The organism is Nocardia sp. NBC_01009 (assembly GCF_045208035.1).
GTDB lineage: Bacteria > Actinomycetota > Actinomycetes > Mycobacteriales > Mycobacteriaceae > Nocardia.
Map to the genome: position 1 here is coordinate 5,030,063 of NZ_CP108695.1, position 14,300 is coordinate 5,044,362.

Sequence of the window (14,300 nt, forward strand, 5' to 3'; positions counted from 1 at the left end):
TACCGGCCGCCACCGTGTTGCGCTGCCTCGTCGTCGACGGCCCGCAGTGCACCGGTCAAGCTCGCCGAGCTACTGCATGCCGAGATCGCAAGGCGCATGGCCTCGTCGAGTGTCGGGTCGACTGTTCGTGACCCGTGTGCAACAGGTTTCGAGACACTCCACCGCAGCTAGCCGATCAGAATTAGGGCCCCTACATGACGAATTCCACGATTCAGGCACCGGCGGCGGCGCCGGTCCTGGACGCAGGCGAGGACGCGTCGCTGTCACACCGGCAGATCCTGACCATCCTGTCCGGCCTGCTGCTCGGCATCTTTCTGGCCGCACTCGACCAGAACATCGTGAGCGTGGCGATCGTCAAGATCTCGAACAGTCTGCACGGATTCGACGAGCAGGCCTGGGCGACAACGGCATATCTGATCACCGCGACGATCACCACACCGCTGTACGGCAAGCTGGCCGACATCTATGGGCGAAAGCCCTTCTATCTCACCGCGATCGGCCTGTTCGTCCTCGGCTCCATCGCCTGTACCTTCGCGACCTCGATGTACGAACTCGCGGGCTTCCGGGCCTTCCAGGGCCTCGGCGCCGGTGGGCTGATGTCGTTGGCCTTCACCATCATCGGCGACATCGTGCCCGCCCGCGAACGCGTGCGCTACCAGGGCTATTTCATGATGGTCTTCGGTTCGGCCACGGTCCTGGGCCCGGTACTGGGCGGTTTCTTCTCCAACTACGACGACCTCTGGGGGCTCGAAGGCTGGCGCTGGGTATTCCTGGTGAACGTGCCGATCGGCGTGCTGGCGCTCGGTGTGGTCGCCAAGGTGCTCAATGTGCCGCATCAGCGTCAGCAGCACCGGATCGACTGGTTCGGCGCGTTGGCGTTGACGATCTGTGTGGTGCCGCTGCTGATCGTCGCCGAACAGGGCAGGAACTGGGGGTGGAGTTCCGACCGGGCGCTGATCTGCTACGGCATCGGCGCGGCCGGGCTGGTGCTGTTCCTGTTCATCGAATTCCTGATGAAGGACGCCGCGCTGATCCCGCTGCGGCTGTTCAAGAGTTCGACGTTCAGCGTCGCGATCATCGGTGGCTTCATCGTCGGTATCGCGATGTTCGGCGCCATCGTCCTGGTGCCGCAGTATTTCCAGGTGGTGCGCGGCTACTCGCCGACGAAGTCGGGTCTGCTGATGCTGCCACTGGTGCTCGGCATCATGATCGGCTCGCAGGCGGCCGGGCAGATCACCAAGGCCACCGGTCATTACAAGGCGCTGCCGGTGCTCGGCTCCTTCGTGATGGCGGTCGGTGCGGCGCTGCACGCGCGCGTGCTCTATGACAGCCCGCTGTGGCAGCCGCTGGTGTACGCGGGAATCATCGGGGTCGGCCTCGGTGGCTGCATGCAGACGCTGATCATCGCGGCCCAAAATGCCGGTCCGCGTTCGGATATGGGCGTGTCGACGGCGGCGGCGACATTCTTCCGGCAAATGGGCGGGACGCTGGGGGTCGCGGTCTTCCTGACGATTCTGTTCAACCTGTTGCCACACAAGATCATCGACGCGTTCGGCGGACAGCTGCCGGACGGTTTCGACGCCGCCCAGCTCAGCAGCATGCAGAGCAATACGAGTGGAATCGCGGAGCTGCCGGAGGACCTGCGGGTGCCGATCCTGACCGGATTCACCAGTTCCATGTCGGGAGTGTTCTACGTCGCCGCCGCGGTCGCGCTGCTCGGCGCGATGGTGCTGGTGTTCATGAAGGAGATTCCGCTGCAGGACGATCCAGTCCCGGGGTCCGCCGCGCCGGCGGAGGCCGAGCTCGTCGCGCAGTCGGTAGGTGCGGACTCCACGTGGGAGGAGTCGCAGGTGTGGGAGGGCGCCGCGCAGGCATTGTCCGAACCTGCGCCGGTGCTGGCGGGTGGGCACCTCTCGGTCGATCATCAGGGCAACGGCGTGTACGAGGTCTCGGTGTCGGGAACGGCAGCGGCAGATCCGGATTCGATGGAAGTCCGCTCCGAACCCGATCGCCGCTCGATCCGCGGTCGTATCCGGCACGGGGACGGCCGGCCGGTGCCCGGAGCCGCGCTGACCCTGATCGACCAGCGTGGGCACCAGGTTTCCCGGGCGACCGGCGATCCGCACGGCGGGTACGTCATCGCTGTGCCAGAGGGCGGTAACTACGTGCTGATCGCGTCCGCAACCGGACATCAGCCGGAGGCGGTGAGCGTCGCCGTCGGCCACCGGACCCTGCAATTGGACCTGACGCTCATGGGTTCCGGCGAGTTGTCGGGCGTAGTCAGATCGGCCCGGCGCGGCGAACCGCTGGCCGGCGCGACCGTCACGCTCACCGACATGCGCGGCGAGGTCGTCGGCGCGGCCATCACGGCGGGTGACGGCGTTTACGTCTGTCATGGCGTCGTGTCGGGCACCTACACCTTGGTTGCCGTCGCCGACCATATGCGTCCGAAGGCCGCCACCCTGACCGTGCCCGACAGCGGCCTGCTGCGCCAGGACATCGACCTGGCTCCGATGGCGGTGCTCGCCGGATCGGCATGGTCGGACGGCGACCGATTCGTTCCCGACGTCCAGATCACTGTCTTGGATGCCGACGGCGACCTGACCGCCACCGCTCGCACCGACGAGAACGGCCGCTACGTCGTCAGTGATCTACCCGAGGGGCAGTACACCGTGGTGGCTCGCGGCTATCCGCCGGTGTCCAGTCGCGTGACGGTGATCGGTGGCGAAGTGGTCCACGACGTGAAACTCGGCTACGGACAGGATGATTCGGCGATCCACCGCTGAGCATCGAGGCGCGCCGGCAGCCGCTGGACTCGTCGATTCGGCATCAGACCACGCCGGTGAACTTTCGCGTAGTCGGGCTGCAACAGTGCGTGGCTTCGCGGCTTTTGCAGCCCGAGACCCGCGTACTTACTCTGCGATCTTGGCGCGGAAGGGGCCGCCGATGCTGTTGAACAGCAGGTCGCCGTTGGGGAAGGCTTCGACGATCGCGTACGCGCCGTTGCCGAGGTTCGATCGGCCGAAGATGGTGCGGTGCACGGTTTCTCCGGTCTGCCAATCCATACCGGTGACCTCCCAGCCGTCGGCTTTGCTATAGCCGTTGACGAAGACCATCCCGGCCCTGCTGGATACCGCGGGCACCATCGAGGTGGAGACGACATCGCCGCGGGTCCATGCCGAGGTCCACTTGTCGGCGTTCGGATCCCATTCGAATCGTTGCATGCCGTGCGGGGGCTGGAATACCGGCCCGTTGGCGATCACATCCACCAGGCGATCGGGTGCGCCCTCGGCCCCGATGTTCTGCACCACGAACGCGCCGTAACCGTTCACGACGACCGACTGCTCGCTCTGGATGAACTCCGGCTTGGGATCGGACAGGCCCGCTGTCACCTCGATTTGATCGGCGATGCGATTGGATTTGGTGCTCGGCTTCTGTGTGAACCCGTCGGGGATCTTGTTGCGCCAGAACGCGACCAGCTTCATATGGTCGGCGCCATCGGTGATCACCACCAATTCGTCGGTGTCGGTGCCGAAGCCCATCAGCGTCGGTGTGGAGCCGGTGCCGATACCGAACTTCACCGCAGGAGGCTGGCGGCCGAAGTCATACGGCGAGGACCAGGCACCGTCGGCTTCGGCCGTGGACAGTTTGTTTCCGGTCCACACCACTTTGCGCATGATCTTGTCCGTCGCGGCGTAGATGCCGCCCTTCTCGTCGATGGCCATCGAATTGGAGACGGTCTCGTCGTCTCCGAACCGAACCTGCTGAGGCTCACCGGCCAGCGTGCGATCGATGACGAACAGCGCGCGAGATCCGAGCACGGTCAGATGCCCGTCGTATGTCATGTTGACGCCGACGATGTTCTCCGGAATACCCAGTGTTGTCGTCCCGGCGCCCAGCCACGGCTTGAAGTCCAATTGTGCGACGATCTCGATACCGTCCTCGGGCTTGTCCTTATTCTTCAGCCCGAACTTCACGATCTCTGAGTTCTGGGTGACGTAATAGACGTTGTTGTCCTTGTCGACCAGGCTGTAGACGCCGTTGGCGATCCGCTGCCAGGTCGCCCCGCCCCAATCGTCGCGGATGGCGGTCTCGATCTGACCTACGTCGGAGAAGTTCTGATCCAGGACCTGATCCAACGCTCGAGGCGGAATCGGCGCGACACCGGGTGTATCCATCGATGCGACCTGCCGGAACCCGCCGTCGGACACGTCGACATACCGCACACCGGAGGTCGAGGAGATCCACCGGTACTTCGAGTCCGTCGACGCCAGCGTCATGATGTTGACCGGCCCGGTCGCCACTCGCGGCATCTGCTTCGGGTCGATATGGAAGGTGCCGCGTGGCACCGGGTCCGGGAAACTGTCGGACTGGCCGGAATCCAGGTGGGTGACCGCGTATTTCTGCGCGGCCAGGTTCGGGTTTCGCGGCGGACTGTCGCCCGATTGTTCGCCCACATTCGCGGTGTTCGTCGCATCGGACGAGTCATCGCCACATCCCGGCAGCACGAAAACCGCCGCCACTGCCATGGCGATCACTGCGGTACTCGTCCGGAAATATCGAGGCTTGCTCACAACCGTGCTCCTGTCCTCGCGGTCGGTATTGCGCTCGAACCTGACGGTGACGCACATACACCCGTTCGCCGATGCGGGCATCGACGGTCGACAAACGGAACAACACGAGCTGAAACAACGCATTTGGCATCGCCAACATAACACCGGCTATTGGACCGAGATCGAGAAATCAGCGATGGCCTGCCGCGGAACCAGATGCACTGTCAGCGTGGCGGATGCAGGTCATCGACCCAGGCCACCTGCTCGGGATCCGATTCGATATCGGCCAGGTCGAGGTTGACCACAACCGGTTCTTGGTCGCTGCGGACCACGACGCACGATAGTGGCGCGTCGGAACTGGCGTTGATCTCTTGATGTGGCACGAACGGGGGGACATAGATGAAGTCGCCCGGCCCGGCCTCCGCGGTGTATTCGAGTCGGTTGCCCCACCGCATCCGAGCCCGGCCGGCAACAACGTAGATGACGCTCTCGACATGGCCATGATGGTGCGCGCCGGTCTTGGCATCGGGATGAATGAGTGCCGTCCCCGCCCAGAGCCGCTGCGCGCCCGCCCGCGCCGTATTGATCGCGGCGGCGCGATTCATCCCTGGTGTCTGCGGCGTATTCGGATCCAATTCGTCGGCATGCACGATCCGCACCCCATGCAACCGATAATCGACTTCCACGCTGGCCATCGCAACCTCCGCTCGGACTCAGCACCCATTCTCCTCCGGCACCGCCGAGCGGGACATGATGGTTGGAGTCCGATCGAACGGCCGGCCATCGACTGATGAGTGAGGCGGTTATGCGTGTCCGGTTCGAGTTCGATCTTCAGTCGGCTCGATGGTGCCGAACGGTACGACCTCCCACATGATCGCGAAGTCGGCCGGCAGCGGGATCACCCGCCGCCGGTAGAATCAGGCCAGACGGTCATGCGTCGGCTAACACCGTTCGGCTCGGCGCAGCCACGGGAGTGTGGGAGATGAGCGCACGCGACGGCCCCAGCCTGCGGCGGTTACATCGCGGCACGCGGGTACTGTTGATCACCCTCGTGGTGTTCGTCGTGTCGTTGCTGGTCGTTCCTCGACTGACCAGCGTCTACGTCAACTGGCTTTGGTTCGGTGAAGTCGGATTCCGCGGTGTCTGGCTCACTGTGCTGCTCACTCGCCTGTCGCTGCTCGTCGCGGTCACACTGTTCGTCGGCGGCATCCTTTTCGCGGCGATGTGGCTCGCGTTCCGGTTCCGGCCACTGTTCGCCCGCTCCGCGGAAGAAGACGTCCTTCGGCCGTATCGCGCCGTGGTGCTCCGGTGGCCGGTGCGGATCGGGCTGGGCATCGCTACCTTGGTGGGTCTCGTCTGCGGGCTTATCGGGCAGTCGAGTTGGGGGACAGTTCAACTGTTCATCCACGGCGGGTCCTTCGGTGTGTCGGATCCCGAGTTCGGACATGATGTCGGGTTCTTCGTTTTCGATCTGCCTTTCTATCGACTCGTTGTGAATTGGCTGTTCGTGGCAACCGTTCTCGCGTTCGTGGTCAGCCTCGCGACGCATTACCTGTTCGGCGGTTTACGGCTGTCCGGAAAGACGAGCGGCCTGATTCGCGCCGCCCGCGTGCAGTTGGCGGTGTTCGCCGGCATGTTCATCGTCTCGAAGGCAGCCGCCTACTGGCTCGACCGATACTCGCTGCTGTCGAGCAGCAGAAAGGAACCGACCTTCGCCGGTGCCGGCTACACCGATATCAACGCAGTCCTGCCCGCCCGGCTGATTCTCTTCGCGATCGCCGTCATCTGCGCCGCGGCGGTCTTCGCCGCCGTCGTGGTCCGGGATCTCCGAATCCCGGCGATGGCGGCCGCGCTACTGCTGCTTTCGTCGATCCTGGTGGGCGGCGTCTGGCCGCTTGTTGTCGAGCAGTTCTCGGTTCGCCCGAACGCCGCCGACATGGAACGCGTGTACATCGAACGCAATATCGCAGCGACCCGACAGGCGTACGGGATCGACGGCGACCGGGTCGAGTACCGCGCCTACCCCGGCGTCGGTACCAAGCCGCCGCCCGAGGTTGCGGCGGACGTGACCACGATCGCCAACGCCCGCCTGCTCGATCCGAATGTGCTCTCGCGAACCTTCACTCAGCAGCAACAGCTGAAGAACTTCTACAGTTTCCCGACGAATCTGGACCTGGATCGTTACCGCATCGGCAAGGAACTACGTGATTACGTGGTGGCGGTCCGCGAGCTGACCCCGAATGCGTTGAGCGGCAATCAGACCCACTGGGTCAATCGGCACACCGTCTACACCCATGGAGACGGCTTCGTTGCCGCACCGGCCAACCGTGTCAACGCCGCTGTCCGCAACGCCGACCACGACGCCGCCAGCAGCAACAGCGGATACCCCATCTACGCGGTCAGTGACATCGCGTCCCTGGCGTCCGGGCATCAAGTGATCCCGGTGGATCAGCCGCGCATCTACTACGGCGAGGTGATCGCCCAGGCGAGCCCTGACTATGCCATCGTCGGCGGCAGCACCGAACCCCGCGAATACGACACCGACTCCACCAAATACACCTACACCGGCGCGGGAGGCGTCTCGATCGGGAACTGGCTCAACCGTCTGGCCTTCGCCACCAGCTACACCGAACGCAACATCATCTTCTCCAAAGCGATCGGTCCCGGATCGAAGATCATCTTCAACCGGGATCCGCGCCATCGCGTCGAGCTCGTCGCGCCGTGGTTGACGACCGACAACAACCCCTACCCAGCGGTCGTGAAGGGCCGGATCGTCTGGATCGTCGACGCGTACACCACAATCGACGGCTACCCCTACGCCAAACGCAGCTCGCTCGAAGCCCTCGAGCCGGGCGACAACATCGGCATCCGCCATCCCCGAGAGATCTCCTACCTACGAAACTCGATCAAGGCCACCGTCGACGCGTATGACGGCACGGTCACCCTCTACCAAGTCGACCAGCACGACCCGGTTCTGGCGGCATGGATGAGCGTCTTCCCCGGCACGGTCGAACCCGAGGAGTCGATCAGCGCCGAGTTGCGAGCCCACTTCCGGTACCCGGAGGACCTGTTCACGATCCAACGCGAGATGCTCGCCAAATACCACGTCGATGAACCACGAGAGTTCTTCACCAACAACGCTTTCTGGTCGGTGCCCAGTGACCCGACCGTTGATACCAACCCGCACCAGCACCCGTTCTACGTCCTGCTGGGCGACCCGGACAACGCCCGGCCGTCGTTCCGTCTGGCCAGCGCGATGGTCGGTTTCAACAGGGAATTCCTCTCCGCCTACGTCTCCGCCCATTCCGACCCCGAGAACTACGGCAAGATCAGCGTCTTGCAGCTACCTACCGACACACTCACCCAGGGACCGCAGCAGATCCAGAACTCGATGATCTCCGACACCAGAGTGGCGTCCGAGCGGACTCTGCTCGAGCGTTCGAACCGGATCCAGTACGGCAACCTGCTCACCTTCCCGATCGCCGACGGTGGGGTGCTCTACGTTGAACCACTCTTCACCGAGCGGATTTCGACAACACCGAACGGATCGACGTTCCCGCAACTGGCACGGGTCCTCGTCAGCTACCGCGACCCGGGCACCGGTGGCGTCCGCGTCGGCTACGCCCCGACGCTGGCCGAGGCGCTCGACCAGGTGTTCGGCGCCGACACCGGCAGACTTGCCACCGCACCCGGCGACGGCCCCGCGCCCGCACCGCCACCGGGCCGGCAGCCCGCATCGCCGCCGCCCCCACCAGCGGAATCCCCGCCCGCTGTGGATCAAGCGAAGATCGCCGAACTCAACGCGCAGATCGACGCCATCCGTGCGGCCCTCGAGCGTCTCCAACAGGAGTTGAACGACCTCGAACGTCCCGGTCGATAAGGCTTCCGGCTATTCGAACAAGGCGAGTGCGCGATATTCGCCAAGGTGCAGATTATCGGGCCCGATGGCGACCCGCGCTGACACGGGACCTTTTCCTAGGCGGTCGGAGATGCGGGCATCGCTGATGTTCAGGATTGGAGGACCGGCTGATCACTGGCGGCCGACGCGTCATCGGGGACGGTGCGTGTGGGCTTCCCGCGACTGCTGAGTGTGACGAGCAGCGAAGCCGCTGTCAGCGCCACACCGAACCAGAAGACGCTTCGGACACCTGAATGATCGGCGAACAGCCCACCGAAGAGCGCTCCGAGCGCGATCGAGGTGTTGTATCCCAAGGTGTTGAGTGACATAGCGGCTTCGAAGGTATCGGGCGCGGCAGCGAGCGTCATGTTGATCTGGCACAGGTTCATGGCGCCGAACGAAACTCCCCAGAGGACCACCGAGACAATCAGACCGGCCTGTCCGTGACCGATCGTGAGCAGCAACAGCAAGGACGCCACGAGTCCGGTGCAGGCGACGATAAAGCTGGCCCTCAGATTCTTGGTCGAGGTATATCCGGCGATAAAGTTTCCGGCCGCCCCTCCGGCGCCATAAATAATCAGCAATCCGGTGATATAGGCGGGCGTGGCCGATGAATTGTTCTCCAAGAAGGGTCGTATGAAAGTGTACGCCCCGAAATGGCCGAGTACATATAGTACGACGGTAAACATCACCATACGTAGTCGCGCGTTCTCGAGTGGAAGCTTGAAGACTTCCCGGACCGAAACCGCATTATCCGACGGTAGTGATGGAATTATGGCAGCGACCGCGAGGAACACCAGCGCGCTGAGGCCGCTCCAGATAAGAAATGTGGTTCGCCAGCTGGTGAGGCTTTCAAGGAATGTGCCCAGCGGCATGCCGACTACCGTGGCGATCGAGATGCCGGACAGTGCGACCGCGGCCGCTCTGCTCGCGTGCCGTCCTGGAACAAGGCGCATCGCCATGCCTACGCCTATGGCCCAGAACACCCCGTTGGCAAATCCCATGATCAGCCGCGCTGTCAAGACCAGCGGATAGTTCGGTGAGATGGCGGTGATCAGGTTTCCCAGAGCCAATATCGCCAGTAGCGCGGACAGCAGCACTCGTCGGTTGAGGCGCCTGGTCCATGCCACGATAAACGGTACGCCCAGTCCGGCTGAGATGCCGTACAACGTAACCATCAGCCCCGCAACGCCCACCGATATGTTCAGGCTTGTGCTTACCGGAGTAAGTAGGCCGACGGGCATCAGCTCAGTAGTGACGAAGATGAATAGACTGGCTGTGATTGCGGAAACGCCGAGCCATGATCTCACGGCCGAGTTCGGGTGTTCATCTTGTGTGGCCAATTTCTTCTCTCTGATGTTTCAGGTATGACTTACGGATAAACTGAGGTTTTGTAGGCTTCGGCACGGACATCGCTGGGTTGTCGCTGTCAGGGGGCCGTTGAGCGGAGCCCTCATGGGTTGACCGGTCGGGATTGCGCAAGCAGCGCGGCACCGATAATCACCAGGGTTCCGACCAGCTGCAGAATCGACAGCGTCTGATGCAGAAACAGATATCCGAGGAGGGTTGCGACGATCGGGCTGCCCAAGGCAAGGAACGAGACGGCCAGCGCCGACAACTTCTCTATCCCGCGGAACCACAGTGCATAACTGAGGACAGCGCCCAGGGAGATGAGATATCCGAATCCGATGGCATTGGTTCCACTGATGGTGGTCGGCAGCCCTTCGGTGAACAGCGTGAAGGGCAACAACACGAGTCCGCCTGCGGTGAGTTGCCAGCCCGTGAAGGGAAGCAGCCCCACTCCGTCTGGGCGCCCCCACAGTTTGGTCAGCGTGATGCCGGTAGCCATACTTGCCGCGCCGGCCAGTGCCGCCGCCACACCGAGAAAATCCAGTGCCGCTGTCCCTTTGAGGACGAGCAACGCGACACCGCCTGTGCCGAGTGCGCACGCCGCCACGTGCGTGTATCGAATTCTGTCTCCGATGAGCAGCGCCGCCAAGGCCAGTACAAGCATCGGCTGCGCCGACATGATCATTGCTGCTACGCCACCCGGTAGGCGATAGGCCGCGACGAACAACAGGAAGAGGAACGCGCCGATGTTGAGCGTTCCGAGCGCCAGGGCGCGCCACCGCCAGATCCCGATCGGCAGCGTGCGCGTGAAGGTCAGCAGAATCAGGCCCGCGGGAAGCGCCCGCACAGTGGCGGCAAGCAATGGGCGGTCCGGCGGCAACCACTCGGTCGTTACCAGGTAGGTGCTTCCCCAGATCGCCGGTGCCAGCGCCGTGATGCCCACGGTAAGGAGTTGCTGGCCGCTCTTCATGCCAGAGCGGTCGGCGAGGGCCCGTTCGGCGGCAGTAGCACGCCGTTCAACGAATCAGTAGTTCCCCATACAGCGGGCGCGAGCGCGGTGATCTTCCAGCCGAACGGCCTGGCCGAGATGCTGGAAGAAGGTCTCGATAGGTATTTAGTTTCCACGGAAGATAAATTACCTTCCGTGGAAGGTATAGTCAACGAATGGCTATGGACCGCAACTCGCCCGAACCCGACGCTGTCGATCGCATCGTCGGCCAGTGGCGCCGCGAACGGCCCGATCTCGACCCGAGCCCGATGCATGTGATCGGCCGAATCTCCCGCCTGCACTTGGCGCTGGACGAGCAGCTCTGTCGAGTCTTCAGCGACCACGACCTGGGTCGGGGCGAGTTCGATGTGCTTGCCACCCTGCGGCGCTCCGGTCGCCCGTTCGAGCTGAGCGCCGGTGAGCTGTGCGAGTCGATGATGGTGACTTCCGGGGCGGTCACCAAGCGCGTCGACCGACTCGAGCGCGCCGGACTGGTCAGTAGGCGCGCGGCCGAAGACGACGCTCGCGGTCGACTGATCCAGCTGACCGAGCGGGGCCGTGAGGTCATCGACGAGGTGGTCGAGCAACACGTCCACAACGAGGCGCGGTTGATCTCCGGCCTCACCACTGATGAGCGGCTGGCCCTGACCGACCTGCTGCGCAAGTTGAGTCAGACACTGGCTGAGTCGATTGTGTAGCGAAAGTAGTTGTCCTACTGTTCACCTGGTCGCGCCAACTCGGTGAACAGTACTGTCGAACGGGGGTTGGGGTCGCCGTGTTGGTTGGTCGTGAGGTCGAGCGTAACCTGATTACGGGGTTCGTCCTCGGACAGGCCGGCGACGAGCCGGTGTTGGTCGTCCGTGGTGAGCCGGGCGTGGGAAAGACCGCCGTGCTGGATATGGCTGCCGATATCGCGGCGTCCCACGGCATTCGGGTGTTGCGGGCGGCGGCGCTCGAGTACGAAGCCGATCTGAAGTTCGGTGCGCTGAATCAGCTTTTGCACCCGTTGTCGAACGGAATCGGCGAGCTCAGTGCTGCACATCGGCAAGCGTTGAATGTGATCATGGGGTTGGAGCCGGGGGCGATGCCATCGCAGCTGATCGCCGGCGCGGCGACGCTGGCACTGCTGCGAGCGGCAGCGGGACAGGGCGCTGCGCTGTTGATGATCGTCGACGATGTGCAGTGGCTGGATCTGTCCAGCACGATGGCGTTGAGTTACGCAGCCCGGCGCTGGACAGGGATCGACATCCGCATGGTCGTCGCGGTGCGCGCGGATTCCGATGATGGCTTCACCCGCAGTGGTTTCGGTGTCCATGACCTGCCGGCGCTGGACGACGGTAACTCCGACGCGCTGCTGCGCGCCGTGTATCCGGCGCTGACCGCGAATGTGCGTCGACGCCTACGTGCCGACGCACAGGGTAATCCGCTGGCGCTGCTCGAGTTGCCCATTGCGTTCGAGAAGGGCAGTCCCCCGGCCAATTTGCCCGCAGTCTTGCCGCTGACCGACCGGTTGCAAAGATTGTTCGCCGATCGTCTCGCGGGGTTGCCGGACGGAACGCGGCGGATGTTGTTGTTCGTCGTTCTCGCCGGTGCCGAAAACAGCATGACCTTCGAGGACTGTGCACTCACACCGGTGGGGCTGGCCGATCTACCGCCTGCCGAGCGCGCAGGGGTTGTCCGCGCGAGCCCTCGCACAGGCCGGGTGGAGTTCCGTCATCCGCTGATTCGCTCGGCGGTCATCGAGCAGTCGACGAGCGAGGAACGCCGTCAGGTCCATCGCATCCTCGCCGAGGCTTTCGCCAGGCAACCACAACGGCGAGCCTGGCATCTCGGGCAGGCGGCGGTCGGTCCCGACGAGGAGATCGCCGCGTCGCTGGAAGCGTTGTCGCAGCAGATGATTCGTCATGGCGACAGCCGGCGCGCGACGGCTGCGATGCTGCGGGCCGCTGAGCTGAGCACCTCGGACTCCGATCGCGCCCGGCGCACAGCGCGCGCGGCCTATCTGGGGACACTGATCACCGGCGACCTCGCCGACACATCCCGCCTGCTGCTGGAAGCGAACCGCACCGAGGTCGGCGAAACACCGTCATTGGAAGTGGCAGTCGCCGCGGCCTCCCAACTCCTCAACGATGAAGGTGACGCCACCACCGCAGGCAGGTTGTTACTCGCGACTATTCGAGTTCACGATCGTGATATCGGTTCGGGCGAGGACACCATGATCGAGGCCTTGCACACGTTGCTATATGTCGGCTTCTTCAGTGGACGACCGGTACTCTGGAACGACATCAGCGAGGTTCTCGAGCGCGCCGAGCTGCAGCCGACGGACACGCTGTCATTGCTACACAACATCTTCGTCAACCCGGTCGAAGCCACCCTGGAAGCTCTGCGACAGCTCAGTGACGCACTCGACGGACTGCGCTTCTCCTCCGATCCACTGCGGATCATCCGCGTGGCGACGGCGGCTGCCTATGTCGATCGCATCGGTGTTGCCCGCGAATCCTTGTGGCGAGTGATCGCTGACGGTCGCCGTGGCGGTGCGATCGCCAAGGCTATCGAAGCTCTGTTTTTGATTGCGCAGGTCGATTTCTTCGAAGGCGACTGGGATGAACTGATCGAGGTCGCCGATGAGGGGCTGCAATTGTGTGCCGAGCTCGGCTACACATTGCTCGCGGGACCCGGCCAATTCCTGCGCGCCCTCGTCGATGCGGCCCGTGGCCACACCGATACCGCCGACCTTGCCGCCGAGGAACTGCTGCTGTGGGCCGCGCCACGGCACCTCGTGACTTTCGCCGCCTACTCATCCCATATCCGATGTCTTTCCGCGCTAGGGCGCTCGGGTTTCGACGAGGCGTACCGGCATGCGGCGTCGGTCAACGCACCGGGTGGTTTTCCGCGCTACACACCACACGCGGTGTGGCTGGTGCTCGACCTCACCGAGGCAGCGGCCCGCAGCGGCAGGATTGTCGAGGCGCGAGCCCACGCCGAGGCCGCTGTCACGGCCGGTTTGCCCGGGCTTTCCGTCAGGCTCCGGATGCTGACCAACGCCGCGCTCGCCGTCACCGATCCAGACGACTGGCGCAGGCTGTTCGACAACACCCTGGCCACTCCCGATAGCGATCGCTGGGTATTCGACCGCGCCCGAATAGAACTGCTCTACGGGGAACGGCTGCGTCGAGAGCGTGAACCAGCCGCAGCCCGAGCCCATCTGACGGCTGCGGCACGGGCATTCGAACGACTGCAAGCGGTTCCGTGGTTGGAACGGACTCGATCGGAACTGCGAGCGGCAGGCGAGCCCGCGCTACCAGAGATCCGTGGCTCTGTGCTGACGCCACAAGAACAGGCGGTCGCCGAACTGGCGGCGTCGGGACTGACCAACAAGGAGATCGCCGAGCGACTGTTCCTCTCGGCGAGGACGGTTTCCACCCACCTCCACCGCGTGTTCCCGAAACTCGGCATCACCACCCGCAGCGCACTGCGCGACGCGATGCGCAGACATCCCGGCTGACCTACG

8 protein-coding genes are annotated in these 14,300 nt (G+C 63.9%); 4 read left to right on the top strand and 4 right to left on the bottom strand.

What is annotated here, in order from left to right; all coding sequences use genetic code 11:
• The first annotated feature begins 194 nt into the window (after positions 1-194).
• Positions 195-2,786: an MFS transporter gene (locus OHA42_RS22500; RefSeq protein WP_406229841.1), complete on the top strand. Its 2,592-nt coding sequence runs from the start codon at positions 195-197 to the stop codon at positions 2,784-2,786.
• Between the two features lie 126 nt (positions 2,787-2,912).
• On the opposite strand, the gene OHA42_RS22505 is transcribed toward OHA42_RS22500, so the two are convergent.
• Together OHA42_RS22505 and OHA42_RS22510 are read right to left on the bottom strand one after the other, a co-directional pair.
• Positions 2,913-4,574, bottom strand: a complete 1,662-nt coding sequence (locus OHA42_RS22505) for a hypothetical protein (RefSeq protein WP_406229842.1) — start codon at positions 4,572-4,574, stop codon at positions 2,913-2,915.
• 203 nt (positions 4,575-4,777) lie between these two features.
• Entirely contained in the window at positions 4,778-5,248 is a 471-nt protein-coding gene (locus OHA42_RS22510) for a cupin domain-containing protein (RefSeq protein ID WP_406229843.1), read from the bottom strand.
• A gap of 287 nt (positions 5,249-5,535) precedes the next feature.
• Here OHA42_RS22510 and OHA42_RS22515 point away from each other — a divergent pair, with 287 nt between their 5' ends.
• The gene (locus OHA42_RS22515; RefSeq protein WP_406229844.1) at positions 5,536-8,433 is read left to right on the top strand and encodes a UPF0182 family protein; all 2,898 of its coding nucleotides are present in this window, start codon (positions 5,536-5,538) and stop codon (positions 8,431-8,433) included.
• 128 nt (positions 8,434-8,561) lie between these two features.
• On the opposite strand, the gene OHA42_RS22520 is transcribed toward OHA42_RS22515, so the two are convergent.
• Together OHA42_RS22520 and OHA42_RS22525 are read right to left on the bottom strand one after the other, a co-directional pair.
• Entirely contained in the window at positions 8,562-9,794 is a 1,233-nt protein-coding gene (locus tag OHA42_RS22520) for an MFS transporter (RefSeq protein ID WP_406229845.1), read from the bottom strand.
• 110 nt (positions 9,795-9,904) lie between these two features.
• On the bottom strand, positions 9,905-10,771 hold the full coding sequence (locus OHA42_RS22525; protein ID WP_406229846.1) for an EamA family transporter: 867 nt from the start codon (positions 10,769-10,771) through the stop codon (positions 9,905-9,907).
• 194 nt (positions 10,772-10,965) lie between these two features.
• Here OHA42_RS22525 and OHA42_RS22530 point away from each other — a divergent pair, with 194 nt between their 5' ends.
• Together OHA42_RS22530 and OHA42_RS22535 are read left to right on the top strand one after the other, a co-directional pair.
• On the top strand, positions 10,966-11,487 hold the full coding sequence (locus tag OHA42_RS22530; RefSeq protein WP_406229847.1) for a MarR family winged helix-turn-helix transcriptional regulator: 522 nt from the start codon (positions 10,966-10,968) through the stop codon (positions 11,485-11,487).
• Positions 11,488-11,564: 77 nt separating this feature from the next.
• On the top strand, positions 11,565-14,294 hold the full coding sequence (locus OHA42_RS22535) for a LuxR C-terminal-related transcriptional regulator (protein ID WP_406229848.1): 2,730 nt from the start codon (positions 11,565-11,567) through the stop codon (positions 14,292-14,294).
• Positions 14,295-14,300 lie beyond the last annotated feature (6 nt).

Coding starts and splice junctions, on each gene's coding strand:
- OHA42_RS22500 (WP_406229841.1), top strand. CDS start 195: ATGACGAATTCCACGATTCAGGCACCGGCGGCGGCGCCGGTCCTGGAC.
- OHA42_RS22510 (WP_406229843.1), bottom strand. CDS start 5,248: ATGGCCAGCGTGGAAGTCGATTATCGGTTGCATGGGGTGCGGATCGTG.
- OHA42_RS22515 (WP_406229844.1), top strand. CDS start 5,536: ATGAGCGCACGCGACGGCCCCAGCCTGCGGCGGTTACATCGCGGCACG.
- OHA42_RS22525 (WP_406229846.1), bottom strand. CDS start 10,771: ATGAAGAGCGGCCAGCAACTCCTTACCGTGGGCATCACGGCGCTGGCA.
- OHA42_RS22530 (WP_406229847.1), top strand. CDS start 10,966: ATGGCTATGGACCGCAACTCGCCCGAACCCGACGCTGTCGATCGCATC.